The sequence below is a fragment of the Carbonatibacter coralli genome (assembly GCF_039592655.1).
In the GTDB taxonomy this organism is placed as follows: domain Bacteria; phylum Pseudomonadota; class Alphaproteobacteria; order Kiloniellales; family Kiloniellaceae; genus Carbonatibacter; species Carbonatibacter coralli.
Genome location: NZ_JBBUTJ010000001.1, coordinates 759,011 through 776,860, shown reverse-complemented (window position 1 = coordinate 776,860; position 17,850 = coordinate 759,011). Strand labels below are relative to the sequence as shown.

At 54.0% G+C, this 17,850-nt stretch carries 17 protein-coding genes; 16 read left to right on the top strand and 1 reads right to left on the bottom strand.

Going from position 1 to position 17,850, the window contains the following annotated elements; translation table 11 throughout:
* The first annotated feature begins 124 nt into the window (after positions 1-124).
* From leuC to AAAH10_RS03535, 5 genes are all read left to right on the top strand, one after another.
* The gene (gene leuC / locus AAAH10_RS03555) at positions 125-1,531 is read left to right on the top strand and encodes a 3-isopropylmalate dehydratase large subunit (RefSeq protein ID WP_343560591.1); all 1,407 of its coding nucleotides are present in this window, start codon (positions 125-127) and stop codon (positions 1,529-1,531) included.
* Positions 1,532-1,549: 18 nt separating this feature from the next.
* On the top strand, positions 1,550-2,152 hold the full coding sequence (leuD, locus tag AAAH10_RS03550) for a 3-isopropylmalate dehydratase small subunit (RefSeq protein WP_343560590.1): 603 nt from the start codon (positions 1,550-1,552) through the stop codon (positions 2,150-2,152).
* 70 nt (positions 2,153-2,222) lie between these two features.
* Positions 2,223-3,335 carry a 3-isopropylmalate dehydrogenase gene (leuB, locus tag AAAH10_RS03545; protein WP_343560588.1) on the top strand — a complete coding sequence of 371 codons (1,113 nt, stop codon included), beginning with the start codon at positions 2,223-2,225 and terminating at the stop codon, positions 3,333-3,335.
* Positions 3,336-3,657: 322 nt separating this feature from the next.
* On the top strand, positions 3,658-3,846 hold the full coding sequence (locus AAAH10_RS03540; protein WP_343560587.1) for a hypothetical protein: 189 nt from the start codon (positions 3,658-3,660) through the stop codon (positions 3,844-3,846).
* Between the two features lie 76 nt (positions 3,847-3,922).
* Positions 3,923-4,942, top strand: a complete 1,020-nt coding sequence (locus tag AAAH10_RS03535; protein ID WP_343560585.1) for an aspartate-semialdehyde dehydrogenase — start codon at positions 3,923-3,925, stop codon at positions 4,940-4,942.
* Between the two features lie 55 nt (positions 4,943-4,997).
* Here the strand turns inward: AAAH10_RS03535 and AAAH10_RS03530 are convergent, their stop codons facing one another.
* Positions 4,998-5,768, bottom strand: coding sequence for a GNAT family N-acetyltransferase (locus tag AAAH10_RS03530; protein WP_343560583.1), 771 nt, complete (start codon positions 5,766-5,768; stop codon positions 4,998-5,000).
* Positions 5,769-5,869: 101 nt separating this feature from the next.
* Here AAAH10_RS03530 and AAAH10_RS03525 point away from each other — a divergent pair, with 101 nt between their 5' ends.
* From AAAH10_RS03525 to sucD, 11 genes are all read left to right on the top strand, one after another.
* Positions 5,870-6,358: a MaoC family dehydratase gene (locus AAAH10_RS03525; protein ID WP_343560581.1), complete on the top strand. Its 489-nt coding sequence runs from the start codon at positions 5,870-5,872 to the stop codon at positions 6,356-6,358.
* Positions 6,359-6,872: 514 nt separating this feature from the next.
* Positions 6,873-7,265, top strand: coding sequence for a succinate dehydrogenase, cytochrome b556 subunit (gene sdhC / locus AAAH10_RS03520; protein WP_343560580.1), 393 nt, complete (start codon positions 6,873-6,875; stop codon positions 7,263-7,265).
* A gap of 1 nt (position 7,266) precedes the next feature.
* Entirely contained in the window at positions 7,267-7,647 is a 381-nt protein-coding gene (sdhD, locus tag AAAH10_RS03515) for a succinate dehydrogenase, hydrophobic membrane anchor protein (protein WP_343560578.1), read from the top strand.
* A gap of 5 nt (positions 7,648-7,652) precedes the next feature.
* Complete coding sequence (gene sdhA, locus AAAH10_RS03510; RefSeq protein WP_343560576.1) at positions 7,653-9,461, top strand: succinate dehydrogenase flavoprotein subunit; 1,809 nt, start codon at positions 7,653-7,655, stop codon at positions 9,459-9,461.
* Positions 9,462-9,568: 107 nt separating this feature from the next.
* Positions 9,569-10,351, top strand: coding sequence for a succinate dehydrogenase iron-sulfur subunit (locus AAAH10_RS03505; RefSeq protein ID WP_343560575.1), 783 nt, complete (start codon positions 9,569-9,571; stop codon positions 10,349-10,351).
* Between the two features lie 278 nt (positions 10,352-10,629).
* Complete coding sequence (locus AAAH10_RS03500; protein WP_343560574.1) at positions 10,630-12,708, top strand: sensor histidine kinase; 2,079 nt, start codon at positions 10,630-10,632, stop codon at positions 12,706-12,708.
* 115 nt (positions 12,709-12,823) lie between these two features.
* Positions 12,824-13,939, top strand: a complete 1,116-nt coding sequence (gene zapE / locus AAAH10_RS03495) for a cell division protein ZapE (protein ID WP_343560573.1) — start codon at positions 12,824-12,826, stop codon at positions 13,937-13,939.
* A gap of 93 nt (positions 13,940-14,032) precedes the next feature.
* Complete coding sequence (locus tag AAAH10_RS03490; RefSeq protein WP_343560572.1) at positions 14,033-14,359, top strand: TraR/DksA family transcriptional regulator; 327 nt, start codon at positions 14,033-14,035, stop codon at positions 14,357-14,359.
* A 156-nt stretch (positions 14,360-14,515) separates the two neighbouring features.
* The gene (gene mdh, locus AAAH10_RS03485) at positions 14,516-15,475 is read left to right on the top strand and encodes a malate dehydrogenase (RefSeq protein ID WP_343560570.1); all 960 of its coding nucleotides are present in this window, start codon (positions 14,516-14,518) and stop codon (positions 15,473-15,475) included.
* Between the two features lie 293 nt (positions 15,476-15,768).
* Complete coding sequence (gene sucC / locus AAAH10_RS03480) at positions 15,769-16,965, top strand: ADP-forming succinate--CoA ligase subunit beta (RefSeq protein WP_343560569.1); 1,197 nt, start codon at positions 15,769-15,771, stop codon at positions 16,963-16,965.
* A gap of 1 nt (position 16,966) precedes the next feature.
* Complete coding sequence (gene sucD / locus AAAH10_RS03475; RefSeq protein ID WP_343560567.1) at positions 16,967-17,842, top strand: succinate--CoA ligase subunit alpha; 876 nt, start codon at positions 16,967-16,969, stop codon at positions 17,840-17,842.
* The last annotated feature ends 8 nt before the right edge of the window (positions 17,843-17,850 follow it).

Below are 17,850 nucleotides of genomic sequence, written 5' to 3'. Positions count from 1 at the left end.
CTTTTCATTCTGAAACCTTGACGCTATGTTGATAGCGGACATTTAAAGGACTGCGGAGGCGTAAAGCGGCTGGACACTGCTGCCTCAGGTGAATGCAGTCTATAAAAATCAAGGAAAGATCAGGATGAGTCAGCCACGGACTCTGTTCCAGAAAATCTGGGACGACCACGTTGTGCATCAGCAGGACGATGGGACCTGCTTGCTGTATATCGATCGCCACATGGTTCATGAAGTGACCAGCCCGCAGGCTTTTGAAGGTCTGCGGCTGGCTGGTCGCCAGGTGCGTTGTCCGGAACGGACACTTGCTGTTCCGGACCACAACGTCCCGACTTCGGATCGTGCGAAGGGCATTGAAGACGAAGAAAGCCGTATTCAGGTTGAAACGCTTGAAAGGAACTGTGCCGATTTTGGCGTGCAGCTCTTTGGCATGACGGATATTCGTCAGGGTGTCGTTCACATTGTCGGTCCCGAGCAGGGCTTTACCCTGCCGGGCATGACCATTGTCTGTGGTGACAGCCACACAGCAACGCACGGTGCCTTCGGGTCTCTGGCCTTTGGTATCGGAACTTCCGAAGTTGAACACGTTCTGGCGACACAGACGCTGATTCAAAAGCCGGCAAAATCCATGCGGATTACTGTCGAGGGCAAGCTGCCGGTCGGTGTAACCGCGAAGGACATGATCCTGCACATTATCGGTGTGATCGGCACGGCCGGTGGTACCGGTTATGTTGTCGAGTATGCCGGTGAAGCCATGCGGGACCTTTCCATGGAAGGGCGCATGACTGTCTGTAACATGTCCATCGAAGCTGGCGCGCGCGCCGGCCTGATTGCACCTGACCAGACAACTTTTGATTATATCAAGGGTCGCCCGATGGCCCCCAAAGGTGCTGCCTGGGAGCAGGCTGTCGAGTACTGGTCATCCCTGCCGTCTGATGAGGGGGCAAGCTATGATGAGGAAATCGTCATCAAAGCTGCAGACATTGAGCCGCAGTTCACCTGGGGAACCTCTCCGGAAGATGTCATCTCCATCTCTGCGTCTGTTCCCGGACCGTCGGATGCGCGGGATGACAACAAGAAGTCTGCAATTGAGCGTTCCCTTGACTACATGGGGCTTGAGCCCGGCATGAAGGCTGCGGACATCAAGGTCGACAAGGTCTTTATCGGTTCGTGCACCAATGGTCGTATCGAGGATCTGCGTGAAGTTGCGCGTATTGCTGAAGGCAAGAAGGTTGCGGACAGTGTTTATGCCATGATCGTTCCGGGTTCCGGGCTTGTGAAAGAGCAGGCGGAAGAAGAGGGACTGGACAAGATCCTGATTGAAGCCGGTTTTGACTGGCGTGAGCCGGGATGTTCCATGTGTCTGGCGATGAACGCTGATCGTTTGCAGCCGGGTGAGCGTTGTGCATCCACTTCCAACCGTAACTTCGAAGGTCGTCAGGGACGTGGTGGTCGAACACACCTCGTCAGCCCGGGCATGGCTGCCGCTGCAGCAATCGCCGGTCACATCGACGATGTTCGTAAATACGCCTGAGCGCCGGAAGGAAAAGAGATGGAAAAGTTTACATCACTGACAGCTGTTGCTGCGCCATTGCCCCTGGTGAATATCGATACGGATATGATCATCCCGAAGCAATTCCTGAAAACAGTGAAGCGGACAGGTCTGCGTGAAGGCCTGTTCTTTGAGCTTCGAACAGATGAAAATGGCAACCCGAAGGACTTCGTCCTTGATAAGCCTGCCTATAAAGAAGCGAAAATCCTCATTGCCGGTGACAATTTCGGCTGTGGCTCTTCCCGTGAACACGCTCCCTGGGCGCTGCTTGATCAGGGGCTGCGTTGCGTCATTGCGCCAAGCTTTGCGGACATTTTCTATAACAACTGCTTCAAGAACGGTATTCTGCCAATCGCATTGCCGCAGGAAACAGTTGATGCGTTGATGGAAGAGGCTGAGCGTGGTGCAAATGCCACGATCACAGTTGATCTCGAAACACAGGAAATCACCGGTGCTGATGGTCAGACCATCAGTTTTGATGTGGATCCTCACCGCAAGCACTGTCTGCTGAACGGTCTGGATGACATCGGTCAGAGCCTGCAAAAGGTAGCGAACATCGACAGCTACGAAGAGCAACGCAAAGCAAGCTGCCCCTGGGTCTGAGGGCAATTCCCCGAAATCTATTCAAGGCAGGGCACTCTGTGTGCTCTGCCTTTTACAGGATGAGTGAAAAATGGCTTCCAACAAATCACTTCTTATTCTTCCGGGCGACGGTATTGGCGCCGAAGCTATGGGCCAGGTCCGCAAGGTCGTGGACTGGATGGACAACCGTCGTTCCGTTACCTTTGATGTCTCCGAGGACCTCGTCGGAGGCGCTGCTATCGACAGGCACGGCGTGCCACTGGCTGATGAAACCATGGACAGGGCCCTTGAGGCCGATGCTGTCCTGCTGGGCGCTGTCGGTGGCCCGAAATGGGACAATCTGGATTTCTCCATCAAGCCGGAGCGTGGTCTGTTGCGTCTGCGCAAGGAGATGGAACTCTTTGCAAACCTGCGTCCGGCGCTTTGCTTTGATGCGCTGGTTGAAGCGTCTTCCCTGAAGCCGGAGCTGGTTTCAGGGCTGGACATCATGATCGTGCGCGAGTTGACCGGTGGCGTGTACTTCGGTGAACCCCGTGGTATCGAGGATCTGGAGAACGGCGAGCGTCGTGGAATCAATACGCAGGTCTATACCACGTCTGAAATTCGTCGTGTCGCAGAGGTGGCCTTTGATCTGGCGCGCAAGCGTGATGGTCGCGTCTGTTCCGTTGAAAAGGCAAACGTGATGGAATCAGGCCTGCTGTGGCGTGAAGAGGTTTCAAAGCTGCATGGCGAGGGCAACGATGACATCGAGCTGTCCCACATGTATGCCGACAACTGTTCCATGCAACTGGTGCGAACACCAAAGCAGTTTGATGTGATTCTGACAGACAATCTCTTTGGTGACATGCTGTCCGATACTGCAGCGATGCTGACCGGATCTCTGGGAATGCTGCCATCGGCATCTCTTGGTTCTGTTGATGCGCTGGGACGTCGCAAGGCCATGTACGAACCGGTGCATGGTTCTGCTCCCGACATTGCAGGTCAGGACAAGGCGAACCCGCTGGCGACCATTCTCTCCTTTGCCATGGCTCTGCGCTATTCCTATGACCATGGCGAGGAAGCTGATCTGATCGAGCAGTCTGTTGCGACACTTCTGAAAGAAGGCAAGCGCACAGGTGATATCATGGCTGAAGGCTGCGAACTGCTGTCCTGCAGCCAGATGGGTGATGCCCTCGTCCGCAAACTGGATGAGGCTTCTGCCTGAGGCGAATCGATTCGCAAGCGAAAACCGGGCTTTTGAGCCCGGTTTTTTCTTTTTGCAGGCACTTTGTATAGACAAATCTCTGTTTCAGGCTCTGTTCTGCGATTTCCTGCACGCTTTTGTGATCTGCGGGAACTGCTTCCGTTTTTTGATTGTCAGAGGGGGAAGAATGTCTGTATCTTCTGCGGCAAGAAATTGTATAGACAACTTTCAGGTGTGAGCCTTTTGGGGCGGGAAGGCAGAAAACTCCCGTTTTTTAACAGAAAGACCGTTGACCCGTGGCGCATGCGCGACTAGCTTGGCGATGAACTTGAAAGGGCAAACCATGTTTCCTTGTGCGGCAACATCACTGAAAGCAAACCAGCGGGCTTCCGGCCTGTCTGTTTCTGCTGCCATGACTGCTGTGAAGGGGACGATTGCCATGACCGCAATGATGGCGGCTGTTGCCAAAACCGTTGCGATGACGACGACGAAGGCAACGACTATCTGGGCAAAGACCCTGTCCAGCGCCTAGTTCTTTCGGGATAGTGAACCAATGAACGGTCACCCTGAAGGAGGGTGGCCTTTTTTTATGAGAGAAAGTGAAGATTATGGGACATAAAATTGCAGTCATGGGCGCAACTGGTGCCGTAGGACGCGAAATCCTCACCACACTGTCCGAACGTGGTTTTGACATCAATGATATTACTGTTCTGGCTTCCCGCCGTTCTGCCGGCACCAAGGTTTCCTTTGGCGATGTGGGTGAGCTGACTGTTCAGGATCTCGCGACTTTTGATTTCAAGGGCATTGATATTGTCCTGTCTTCTCCGGGTGGTGCTGTTTCTGCGGAATATTCTCCGAAGGCAGCGGCTGCAGGGGCGGTCGTGATCGACAACACTTCTCACTTCCGTATGGACCCAGATGTTCCGCTGGTCGTTCCGGAGGTTAACCCGGAAGCACTGGCCGGTTACAAGGATCGCGGCATTATTGCGAACCCGAACTGCTCTACAATCCAGATGGTTCACGTTCTCAAGCCCTTGCATGAACTGGGCAAGATCAAGCGCGTTGTGGTTTCCACCTATCAGGCTGTGAGCGGTGCAGGCAAGGATGCGATGGATGAGCTTTTCAATCAGACGCGCGGTATCTATGTAAACGAGCCTGTGCAAAAGCAGTGCTTTACCAAGCAGATCGCTTTCAACTGTATCCCGCACATCGACAAGTTCATGGATGACGGCTACACCAAGGAAGAGTGGAAGATGATGGTCGAGACCAAGAAAATTCTCGATCCGTCCATCAAGGTGACTGCCACCTGTGTCCGTGTTCCTGTCTTTGTGGGCCACGCGGAAGCTGTCAGCATCGAGTTTGAAGATGAAGTGACTGTTGAGCAGGCCCGCGAAGCTCTCAAGGCAACTCCGGGTGTCAGTGTTGTTGATCATCGTCAGGATGAAGGCTACGTCACACCTGCTGAAGCGGCGGGTGAGGATCCGACATTCGTGAGCCGTATTCGCGTTGATCCGACTGTCGACAATGGCCTGAGCCTCTGGATTGTTGCTGACAACCTGCGCAAGGGTGCTGCGCTGAACGCGGTTCAGATTGCGGAAACAATGATCAAGGAGCATCTCTCTGCATAAGGGACGTGTTTCAGAGTGCAGAAAAGGAGCGGTTTTCCGCTCCTTTTTTTATGGATCACGCCCGGGCCAGCAGTGACTGTCGTTGTTCGAGGGTTGTTCCGAGTTCTTTCAGCAGATCCTGCCGACTCATGTAGAGAACTGTCAGCCAGAGGTCGATGGGAACCTCCTGTCTGTAACGGAAGTCCAGGTGGAGCCAGCGTTCTATGTTCGGGAAGCGGTACTGGGCATTCTGGTTCTTGCGCTCCAGAATGTGATTCATGACACCGAAATGATAATCCACATCAAAGCGTGCCAGACAAAGTGTGCGCACCAGATGGGAAAGCAGGCGTGCCAGTCCTTTCCTGCGCCAGTCGGGGTGTGTGTAGAGGCGTCCGCTGTAGGACAGGCGACCCTGTATTCTGCTGTGGGGGTCGACAGAAAGTTCCTGAATGCTTGTGCCATCCGGGATGAGGCCTTTTCCATACCAGAACCGCAAGCCTTCAAGGGCATGCCGCAGGCTGGTGTAAGGCAGCTGCTTTGCTGCGATATAGCTGACACAGTTGTCGGGATGATGCTGGTAGACATTGATCCAGAAGGTCTGATCGGGAGGCAGGCTGTTCAGGGCCGGATCAAAGGCAGGGTTCACGTATTTGGTGTCCGGCATCGCATTGGAGCTTTTCTGGAAAGCCTCGAAGTCGTGGGAAAGTTCGAGTGACAGTCCGAGGCTTTCGATATCCTCACAATAGCACCGGATGGCAGTTCTGAAGAAGTCGGCGTTCAGGTGTGTTGAAACAGGCCAGTTCTTCCAGAGGGTCGTCGGGGTTTGAGGGGGAAGTTTTCTCTGCATGATTTCAACCCATGAGTGCTTGAATTTTTAATTTAATCAATCCATGATCGAATCATCTTTAAGGAGATTTTTATAAATATCAATAAATCAAGGGTTGAAAAATGCAGATGCAAACCGGAAGACGTATTGTTCACGGGTTCACGAAAACAGTGACAGAGGGGGATCACTCGCTTTTCTGTGCACTGACCTGGAACCCGCAACCCTTGCATGCGAACAAACCCCTGGCCGAAGCGCAGGGGCATGATGGCGTGCTGGTCAATGGTATGTATACTCTCAGCCTGACGCTTGGGGCTTCTGTCTACGATCTGACCATGCAGGGACTGGTTGCGAACCTTTCCATTGATGAGGTGTCTTACAGCAAGCCCGTCAAAATCGGTGACACACTGTCGTTCGAAACTGAGATCGAACAGTGCCGGAGATCAAACAGCCGTCCCGGTCAGTCGATTGTTTCCTTCAGGCATTTCTGCCTCAATCAGGATGGGCATCTTGTCATGTCCTGCAGGCGTTCAACCCTGATGAAGGGAGTGGAGCGTGAAAGCCGGCCTGTTGAATGCCTGGTGAACAGCTTTGATCATGCTTTTGAAATATAGGCCTTTTGTGATTTTCCGGGGTGTGGCCTGGGCTGTTCTGTCGCAGTTTTTGTGTCGCATTTTATAAATTATACGGCGTTTGCTGTGAGTATTAATTGTATCGGTACAATTTCAGGATGTGATCCCGTAAGAATAGAAAGTGGTTTTTTTTCTCATCCGGCAAGTTAAAAAAAACATATAGAAAAATTATCTTTGATCGAATTTAAAGTCTATTTGCTTTGGCTTCCACTTTTTGGAAATACTGTCTTTAATCTGTGGTGGCCATTTATTTTAATTTTATCCGGGTTTTGGTGGTGTGAATTTGTCTGCACTGACAAGGGGATAAAGATTTATTTTATGTTGACGCTTTGCCTCAAGCCGATCTAGGTTTGAACTCAACAAGCTTGTGCTTCAAAACATTCTTTTCTTTGATTCATCCGATTTTGATCAGGAAAAGTAAAAGATTATAAAGATTGTCATGAGACAATCAGGGCACTGGTTTGTCCAGTCAGGAGCAAAAATAACAGGATCAGACATGTCGAGATCTCAGCGTCCTCTCTCTCCGCATTTGCAGGTCTATCGTCCCCAGATTACCTCGGCCCTTTCCATTCTATTCCGTATTGCAGGCGTTGCCACTTCACTGGGCATCTTCCTGATGGTCTGGTGGCTCGTTGCCGGTGCAACGGGGGCTGAATATTACAACACCTTCAGCGAAATCCTTGGTTCGGCCATCGGGCGTCTTGTTCTCTTCGGATGGACGTTGGCCTTGGTCTATCACCTCTGTAACGGTGTTCGGCACCTCTTCTGGGATGCCGGCAAGGGGCTTGCACTGGAGAGCATTCAGCCAACAGCCATCATGGTCATCGTGTCCAGTGTCGCTCTGACACTCGGGCTCTGGATCCTGGCTTATTCAACAGGAGGGCTTTGAGATGTCCATGCGTTCTCATCTTGGTCGTGTCAAAGGCCTTGGTTCTGCCCGTGAGGGAACATCCCACTGGTGGTCCATGCGGGTCAGTTCGGTTGCTTTGGTGCCGCTGACACTCTGGTTTGTCTTCTCTGTCGCTTCAATGGCGGGTGCCTCGCACGCAGAATTCGTCGCCTGGGTCCAGAACCCGGTTGTCGCGGGGCTGCTCATTCTCTTCATTCTTGTGGGGCTGAAGCATTCCAGAGAAGGGCTGCAGGTTGTGTTCGAGGATTATCTGCACGCTGATTCCGTCAAGATTCCGGTCATGATGCTTTCTTCCGGCGCCCACATGGTGGCTGCCGTTGTTTGCGTCCTCTCGGTACTCATGATTCTGTTTAAGGGTTAGGTTCTATGGCTGAAACTCAACAAAATGCCGCAAAGGCCTACGAATTCGTCGACCATACCTATGATGTAGTTGTCGTTGGCGCCGGTGGCGCCGGCCTGCGGGCCACGCTCGGTCTTGCCGAGGCGGGGCTGCGGACGGCCTGTGTCACGAAGGTTTTTCCAACACGCAGTCATACTGTTGCGGCCCAGGGGGGAATCTCTGCGTCTCTGGGCAACATGGGTGAAGACAACTGGCGCTGGCACATGTACGACACCGTGAAGGGGTCGGACTGGCTGGGGGATCAGGATGCAATCGAGTATATGGTGCGCGAAGCTGTGCCGTCCATCGTCGAGCTGGAGCACTACGGTATGCCGTTTTCCAGAACGGAGGACGGCAAGATCTATCAGCGCCCCTTCGGCGGGATGACCACCCGCTTTGGCGAGGGGATTGCACAGAGAACCTGCGCGGCTGCAGACCGGACAGGTCATGCCATGCTGCACACGCTTTACCAGCAGTGCCTGCGTGCGCATGCCGAGTTCTTTATCGAATATTTTGCCATTGATCTGATCATGGAAAACGGTGAATGCCGTGGTGTGGTCGCGTGGAATCTTGATGATGGAACCATCCACCGCTTCCGGGCCCAGAAGGTTATCCTGGCAACAGGTGGATATGGCCGGGCCTACTTCTCCTGTACTGCAGCACACACCTGTACCGGTGATGGCGGCGGTATGGCGTTGCGCGCGGGCCTCTATGCGCAGGATCTGGAGTTTGTCCAGTTCCACCCGACCGGCATTTACGGATCGGGCTGCCTGATTACCGAGGGTGTTCGCGGGGAAGGTGGCTATCTGACCAACTCTGAAGGCGAGCGCTTTATGGAGCGTTACGCGCCGAGTGCCAAGGATCTGGCCAGCCGTGATGTTGTCAGCCGGGCGATGACCATGGAAATTCGTGATGGCCGGGGTGTTGGTGGAGAGAATGATCACATTCACCTTCACATTGAGCACCTCGATCCGGAGCTGATCAATCAGCGGCTGCCGGGTATTGCTGAATCCGCACGTATCTTTGCGGGTGTCGATGTAACCCGCGAACCCATCCCGGTGATCCCGACCTGTCACTACAACATGGGTGGTGTGCCTGCGGTCTATACCGGTGATGTGGTGACCTTCAAGGATGGAGATCCGAATGCTCCTGTTCCGGGCCTGATGGCGATCGGAGAGGCGGCCTGTGTTTCCGTCCATGGTGCAAACCGTCTGGGGTCCAATTCACTGCTGGATCTGGTTGTCTTTGGCCGTGCTGCTGCCCTGCACTGTCAGGAGACGGTCAAGCCGGGTGCGACCCAGGCTCCGCTTCCTGCGGATGCCGGTCAGAATTCGCTGGATCGTCTGGACCGGACCCGTCATGCGAAAGGTGACATGCGCGTCGCCGAGCTGCGACTGGAAATGCAGAAGACAATGCAGAACCACGCGGCGGTCTTCCGTACGGGCGAAAGCCTTGCAGAAGGAAACCGCAAGATGGAAAGCCTCTGGACCAAGCGTGATGATATCTCTGTGAGCGACAGCTCGCTGATCTGGAACTCTGATCTGGTTGAGGCGCTGGAGCTGGACAATCTGATGTTCCAGTCGCGTGTCACGATTGCCTCTGCGGCCAACCGCGAGGAAAGCCGTGGTGCACATGCCCGCGAGGATTTCCCTGACCGGAATGATGATCAGTGGATGAAACACACCATGGCAACCTGTGGTCAGGATGGAAAGGTCGAGTTTGCTTATCGCCCGGTTAATCTGGAGCCGCTGAGTGACGAGGTTCAGTCCTTCCCGCCCAAAGCACGGGTTTACTGATTTGGTCAGGCTTCTCCGACGGGGAGGCCTGTTGTCCCGCCAGATAGAGAAACTGCGAACGGATAAAGAACCGGAAAAGCAAAGCGGTTCAGTTCAGGAGAGAAGAAATGGTTGAGCTAGCACTGCCCGCCAATTCGAAAATAGAAAAGATCGGCAAGGTTTTCGAAGCACCGGCCGACGCAAAGAATGTAAAGATTTTCCGCGTTTACCGCTGGAACCCGGATGATGAGAAGAACCCGTACGAGGATGTCTATCACGTTGATCTGGACAGCTGTGGACCAATGGTTCTGGATGCCCTTCTCAAGATCAAGAACGAGATCGACAGCACCCTGACTTTCCGGCGGTCCTGCCGGGAAGGGGTTTGTGGTTCCTGTGCCATGAACATCGATGGAACAAACACACTGGCCTGTACAAAGTATATTGATGAGGTCGATGGCGAGGTGAAAATCTACCCGTTGCCTCACATGCCGGTTGTCAAGGATCTGGTGCCGGATCTGAACCACGTCTATGCGCAGCATGCCTCGATCGAACCCTGGCTGAAGACAACGTCTCCGGCTCCTCAGCGCGAGCGTTTGCAGTCTCCGGAAGAGAGAGCGAAGCTTGACGGTCTCTGGGAGTGTATCCTCTGTTTCTGCTGTTCCACCTCCTGCCCGAGCTACTGGTGGAATGGTGATCGCTATCTTGGTCCTGCGATCCTGTTGCAGGCCTATCGCTGGATTGCGGACAGTCGTGATGAGCACACAGGCGAGCGCCTGGATGATCTGGAAGATCCTTTCAGACTCTATCGCTGCCACACCATTATGAACTGTACAAAGACCTGTCCGAAAGGTCTGAACCCCGCAAAGGCCATCGCAGAAATCAAAAAGAAAATGGTCGAACGCAAAATCTGACAAATTCTTGTGAAAAAAGCGGGGCAGGAGCAGTGAGCTTTTGCCCCGTTTTTGTTTTTGTTGTAAGTGTGTCGATGGTGGGTACCTTTTCTTGCCCTTTTGAAGGGCAGTATTTGAAACTGTAGCGAATTTATTTCTGCTCTTTTGGGGGAGCCTGTGTTTTCGCAGGTTTGCGGGCAGCAACAATGGGCGTTGTGGATTTTCTCTTTTTATTGCTGGTTCCTGTGTCGGCATCGGCGATTTTTTTTGTGCCTGTTTTCAAAAGGCAGAGCCGGACCTTGCGAAGTCTGCTTTCGGCTTCGCTGTTTCTGATTGCCCTGTCTGTTTTTGTCGATCTGTCCCTCTGGCTTCCAAACGGTTTTGATGTGGATTCACGCTGGCTTGCGCTTGCAGGCCTGTTCGTGGGTGCAGGTGGCTGGTTCCTTGTGCCGCGAACAGCGAAAGAAACCCCCTGGGAGGCGCTGGATATCATGGCGCGCGGGCAGGAGATTTTTTCAAACAGTGAAATGGTTGATGCTCTGCCGCTGCCGATCTACTGCAAGGACAGGGAGGGGCGCTATACTGTCGTCAATGCCGCGCTTGAGATCGGTTCCGGCTTTTCCCGGTCCGAACTTCTGGGAAAAAGGGCTCATGATGTTTTCCCCGAACCAATTGCTGATCAGCTTGCTGCCCAGGAAAGGAAAATCCTGGAGGAAGGGGGCTTGCACGTCAACGAGCAGCGCCTTTATCGCAGAACGGGCGAGGCGCTGGACTGCATGCTGTACAAATGGCCCCTGAAGGATCGCGCGGGCAACACAATGGGGCTGGCGGGCTGTATTGTCGATATCACCGGAACAAAGCAGGTTGCGCAGGAGCTGCGTGAGAGTGAGGAACGTTTCCGTGTGATTCTGGGTGCTGCTCCGGATGGCATCATTACCCATCAGCAGGGTGTGATCCGCGACTGCAATCCGCAAATGCTGGCCATGGTTGGCCTGGACAGCAACAAGTCCGTGGTTGGCAGGAACCTGCTGGAATTTGTGCCCGAAGCGCTGCGTGGTGCCATTCCTCTGACGGGAGAGGAAAACAGGGAGCAGCGCGTTTACGAGACAACCCTGCTCCATGCTGACGGAAGCGAGGTGCAGGTTGAGGTGCGTTCCGCTCCCGTTGTTTTGATGGGAGAGGGCTATCGCGTTGCCTTTGTTCGAAACATTACGGAAAGAGTGGCCAGAAACAAGGATCTCAGACGTCTGTTTCACGCGGTTGAGAACAATCCGGCTGCGATCATCATTTCTGATACCAATGGGCGTGTCGAATATGTGAACCGCTGTTTTGAGGAGATGTCGGGCTATTCGCTGGAGGAGGTTCAGGAGCACATTGATGCAACGGGGGAATGCCTGCTTTTGCCTTCCGGTCGTCGTGAAGAGGTTTTTGCGGCTCTGCAACAAAAAGGTTCCTGGCATTCCGTTCACAGGATTCAGAAGAAAAACGGCGAAAGTTACTGGGAGCGTATGTCGCTTTCGACCATTCTGGATGACAGGGGAAAGATCGCCCATATCGTTGGCAACAAGGAAGATGTAACCTCCCAGATCGCTTCGGAGCAGGCGTTGCGAAATGCAAAGGAAAAGGCGGAGATCGCGAGCAGAACAAAGTCTGAATTCCTTGCGAACATGAGCCATGAGCTCAGAACGCCGCTGAACGCGATCATCGGGTTTTCGGAACTGATCCGCCGGGAGCTGTACGGTCCTCTTGGCTGTGACAAATACCGCGAGTACCTCAGGGACATTCACGACAGTGGCAATCTGCTGCTGGATCTGATCAATGATCTTCTGGATCTGTCCAAGATTGAGGCGGGTGAGATGGTGCTCCAGCCGGAGCCAGTTGATCTGAGCCAGCTTGTGCGTTCGGCGACCAGAATCCTCAAACCCAAAATCAAAAATGCGAATCAGAGTCTGATCCTCGATGTGGATGAGGAACTGCCGGTTGTTCGGGCCGATCACAGGGCGATGCTCCAGATTCTGAACAACCTTTTGTCCAATGCGCACAAGTTCACGCATGATGACGGAACCATTATCCTGACCTGTAAGCGCTGTCCCTTTACCCGTGGTGTCGAACTGGTGGTCCAGGACAACGGGCGCGGTGTTGCCTCGGAGAAGCTGGATGAAATCCTGCAGCCTTTCTCCCAGGTTGATTCATCCCTGACCCGTGCCCAGCAGGGAACCGGGCTTGGGCTGGCAATCACCAGCCAGCTGGTGGAGCTGCAGGGAGGAACCTTCCGGATTGAGAGCGAGCTGGGGCAGGGCTTCAAGGCTTTTGTTTGCCTGCCGGAAGAGTGTCTGGTGGGGGACAGTGAGGAAACAGAGCCATCAGTTGATGCATAAGTTACAGCTCTGTGCTGCAACTTTGTTTTTGTTTTCGGGCTGCTTGGCCTTATGGTTTCCTGAACGGGCCTGAAGCCCGGAACCTGTTGATCTGAATTTGCCTGTTGAACGATTGATGAGCATTAGCCCTATTGAACTTTATCGCGAGAGACGCGAAGCGGGTCAGCTCCGCCCTGATCCGACCCAGGAACTTGCCGCAGAAAAACTGCAGAGTCTTTTCATGGCTTTACGGGGGTATGAGCCGGACACGGGCACGAAGGGCTGGCGGGAGCGCCTCGGCCTGACCCGGCGCAAGCAGCAACAGGCTCCCCAGGGCCTCTATCTTTACGGAGGAGTCGGGACGGGCAAGTCCACGATGATGGACATCTTCTTTGACACTGTGCCGGTTGAGAAGAAAAGACGTGTGCACTTCCATGCCTTTATGGCCGAAGTGCAAAAACGCCTGCATGCCCTGAGAAAGACAGAAGAGGACGAGGATATCCTTATCAGGGTGGCCGACGATCTGTTCGAGGAAGTCTGGCTTCTGTGCTTTGACGAGTTCCATGTTGTGAACATTGCAGATGCGATGATTCTGGTGCGCCTTTTTACGGCTCTGTTTGACAAGGGGGTTGTCGTGGTGGCGACATCGAACTGGCCCCCAAACCGCTTGTATGAAGGGGGGCTGCAACGCCAGAACTTTCTGCCCTTCATTGATCTCCTGCTGGAAAAGCTGGATGTGCTGCAACTGGATGGCGGGATTGATTACAGGCTGGACCGCATGCGCTCTCACCCGGTTTATTTTCGTCCGCTGAATGCGGACAGCCGCCGCGCTGTGAATGCTGTCTTTGACGAGTTCGCCGGAGATCACCAGATCGAACACGTCGAATTGCAGGTTCTCGGACATCCGCTTCAGATCCAAAAGGCCGCAGGCCCGGTTGCCCAGTTCACCTTCATGGATATCTGCGGCCATGCGCTGGGGGCCAATGACTACCTGACACTGGCGCAGAAGTACGAGTTTGTCATTGTCACGGATATCCCCGTGCTGGCATCCGGGCAGCGGAACGAGGCCAGGCGCTTCATGCTGCTGGTCGATGCCCTTTACGAGCACCGGTGCAAGCTGGTGATCTCGGCTGCCGGTCTGCCGGAGGAGCTTTATCCGGTCGGTGATGGAGCGTTCGAGTTCGAAAGAACCGTCAGCCGGCTGCATGAGATGGCTTCTGCAGAATACATGGCTCTGCCGCATATCATGTAGGATCGGTTTCCCCGTCCGGATGACATGGGTCAATGCGGTTTTCTGCCCGGAGGAGCAGGATGAATCGTGAAGAAACCATGGACGGAAAAGACGATGATTGATCTGAAAGAAGTTGAAACCCGCCTGAAGGCTCGCCTTGTGGAAATCGAAGGACGTGTTGACCGTATCGAGAGTGACCTGCGCGAACCGCACTCGAAGGACTGGGGCGAGGATGCTGCCGAGCATGAGGGTGATCAGGTTCTTGAAGAGCTCGAGTTCGTCGGGCTTGAGGAAATCTCTGCGATCCAGGGGGCGTTGCATCGCATTGAAAAGGGGACCTATGGGGAGTGTCGCCAGTGCGGGGAGGATATCGGCGAAGCGCGCCTGAAAGCCTTGCCCTATGCCATGCTGTGTATTGATTGTGCCGAGTCCAAGGCCTGATCCTGCCGAAAAGAAATTTCTTCACAGCCTTGTGTGAAAGAGGTGCTGACAGATGGCGCCTCCTTGCCTAGTATGTCTGTCGCAAACAAGACTCCACACGTCGTATGGGTGGCATCTTTTCTGATGCGCCCTTCTGCGGATGCAAAGGAACAAGCAATGGCACGCAATAAAATTGCCCTGGTCGGGGCAGGTAATATCGGTGGCACCCTGGCTCTTCTTGCCGGAATGAAAGAACTGGGTGATGTAGTCCTCTTCGATATTATGGAAGGTGTACCCCAGGGCAAGGCGCTGGACCTGGCGCAGCTTGCGCCGGTTGAAGGGTTCGATTCCCGCCTGAAAGGCGCAAACGACTACGCGGATATCAAGGGCGCCGATGTTGTCATCGTCACCGCTGGCGTGGCCCGCAAGCCGGGCATGAGCCGTGATGATCTGCTGGGTATCAACATCAAGGTCATGCAGTCGGTTGGGGAAGGTATTCGCCAGAACTGTCCGGATGCCTTTGTGATCTGTATCACAAACCCGCTGGATGCGATGGTCTGGGTTCTGCAGCAGGCTTCCGGTCTGCCTGCGAACAAGGTTGTGGGCATGGCCGGTGTCCTTGACTCGGCCCGCTTCCGTCACTTCCTCGCTGATGAAATGGATGTGTCTGTTGAAGATGTTTCCGCCTTTGTTCTCGGCGGACATGGCGACACAATGGTGCCGATGGTGCGCCATTCAACCGTGGCAGGGATCTCGCTGCCGGAGCTGGTGAAAATGGGCTGGATTTCCCAGGACAGGCTCGACTCCATCGTTGATCGCACGCGCAATGGCGGTGCAGAGATCGTTGGCCTGCTGAAAACAGGCTCTGCGTTCTATGCGCCTGCGTCCTCTGCGATTGTGATGGCGGAAAGCTATCTGAAAGACAAGAAACGGGTTCTGCCCTGTGCTGCTTGTCTGACTGGTCAGTACGGTGTTGACGGCATGTACGTCGGCGTTCCGGTTGTGATCGGGGAAGGCGGTGTCGAGCGCGTTGTCGAACTGGAACTGAACGCGACAGAGAAAGAACTGCTCGACAGCTCTATCGGGGCCGTTCAGGGACTGGTTTCTGCCTGTAAGGATATTATGGCTCAGGGATAAGACACTGAATTTCTGTGATGTTTTTTGGAAAGGCCGGATGCCGTCAGGGCACCCGGCCTTTTCCTGTTGGTCCTTTTTGCTAACCTTTTATTTATTGATTTCCGGCATAATTTGGTTGATTTCCGACAAAAAAGTCCCTTCTGGCTGTTGCGCTCTGAAGTGGCAGTGTTAAGGTTAAAACTGACGAGCGCAGAACGGGATAGTGACTTGCTCTGTTCTGTTGTTTGACCTGTGACCTTGCCCGGAAATGTGAGGTCTTAATTCCTATTGTCCCTAAGGAAGAGTGACGATCCATGAACATTCATGAGTATCAAGCCAAAGAGCTGCTGTCCAAGTATGGAGTGGCAGTTCCACGTGGCTTCGTGGCTTTCAGCAAAGATGAAGCAAAAACTGCTGCCGAGAAGCTCGGCGGTTCAATCTGGGTGGTAAAATCCCAAATTCATGCTGGTGGTCGCGGCGCTGGGCGCTTCAAGAATGATCCGGACGGTGATGGCGGTGTGCGCCTGTCCCGTTCGGTTGATGAAGTGGCAGCAAATGCAGAAAAGATGCTGGGCCAGACACTGGTAACCAAGCAGACAGGTCCTGCGGGCAAGGAAGTCAAACGGCTTTACATCGAGGAAGGCTGTGACATCGCACGCGAGCTTTATCTGAGTTTCCTGATTGACCGTGCGACCAGCCGGGTGACCATCATGGCCTCTACGGAAGGCGGCATGGAAATCGAGGAAGTGGCAGAAGAGACTCCGGAAAAGATTCTCAAGGCCGTGATCGATCCGGTTGAAGGCTTCCAGGCCTATCAGGGTCGCAAGCTGGCTTTCGGTCTCGGACTGGAAGGCAAGCAGGTTGGTTCTGCCGTGAAGTTCATGGCTGCGATGTACCGCGCCTTTACCGAGCTGGATGCCTCCATTGTCGAGGTGAATCCGCTGGTTGTGACCGGTGCCGGTGATGTTCTGGCCCTGGATGCGAAAATGAACTTCGACAGCAACGCCCTTTATCGTCACAAGGACGTTGAAGCCATGCGCGACCCGGATGAAGAGGACGCGAAAGAGCTGGAAGCTGCCGAGCACGAACTGAACTACATTGCGCTGGATGGTTCCATTGGCTGCATGGTCAACGGTGCCGGACTGGCAATGGCAACCATGGACATTATCAAGCTTTACGGTGCTGAACCGGCCAACTTCCTTGACGTCGGTGGTGGTGCAACGAAAGAGCGTGTCACAGCAGCGTTCAAAATCATTCTCTCTGACGAGAATGTCGAAGGAATTCTGGTCAATATCTTTGGCGGTATCATGCGTTGTGATGTGATTGCAGAAGGTGTTATCGCAGCCGCGCGTGAAGTGGAACTTTCTGTTCCGCTGGTGGTCCGTCTGGAAGGCACAAATGTGGATCTCGGCAAGAAGCTGATGGCCGAGTCCGGTCTGCCGATTATTGCTGCAGACAACCTTGCAGATGCCGCAGAAAAAATTGTCAAAGCCGTGAAGGAGGCCGCGTAAGATGGCTGTATTGGTCGATAAGAACACCCGTGTCATCTGTCAGGGCTTTACTGGCGCACAGGGCACTTTCCACTCTGAACAGGCTGTGGCCTATGGCACAAAGATGGTTGGCGGCGTTACTCCCGGCAAGGGCGGAACGCAGCATCTGGACCTTCCTGTTTTCAACACCGTTGACGAAGCCAGACATGCAACAGAGGCGAACGCTTCGGTGATTTATGTTCCTCCTCCCTTTGCGGCCGATGCCATTCTGGAAGCGATCGATGCGAAGATCGAACTGATCGTCTGCATCACCGAGGGTATTCCTGTTCTGGACATGGTGCGTGTGAAGCGTGCGCTGAGTGCATCAAACTCCCGCCTGATCGGCCCGAACTGTCCGGGTATCATTACCCCGGACGAGTGCAAGATCGGCATTATGCCGGGGCATATCCACAAGCGTGGCAAGATTGGTGTTGTTTCCCGTTCCGGGACTCTGACCTATGAAGCTGTTGCCCAGACAACGGCTGCTGGACTGGGACAGTCCACCTGTATCGGTATCGGTGGTGACCCCGTGAACGGCACCAACTTTATCGACTGTCTGGAACTCTTCTTGGATGATCCGGAAACCGAAGGCATCATCATGATCGGGGAGATCGGTGGTACGGCCGAGGAAGAAGCGGCCGAATTCTATCAGGCTGCCAAAAACAAGAAGCCGATCTGCGGCTTTATTGCGGGTGTAACAGCGCCTCCGGGCCGCCGCATGGGTCACGCCGGAGCGATCATTTCCGGTGGTAAGGGTACAGCGGAAGCGAAGATCGAAGCCATGAAATCTGCTGGCTTTGAGGTTGCGGACAGTCCTGCCAGTCTTGGCAGTACAATGATCCGCGCAATGAAAGGCTAGTTGGACAG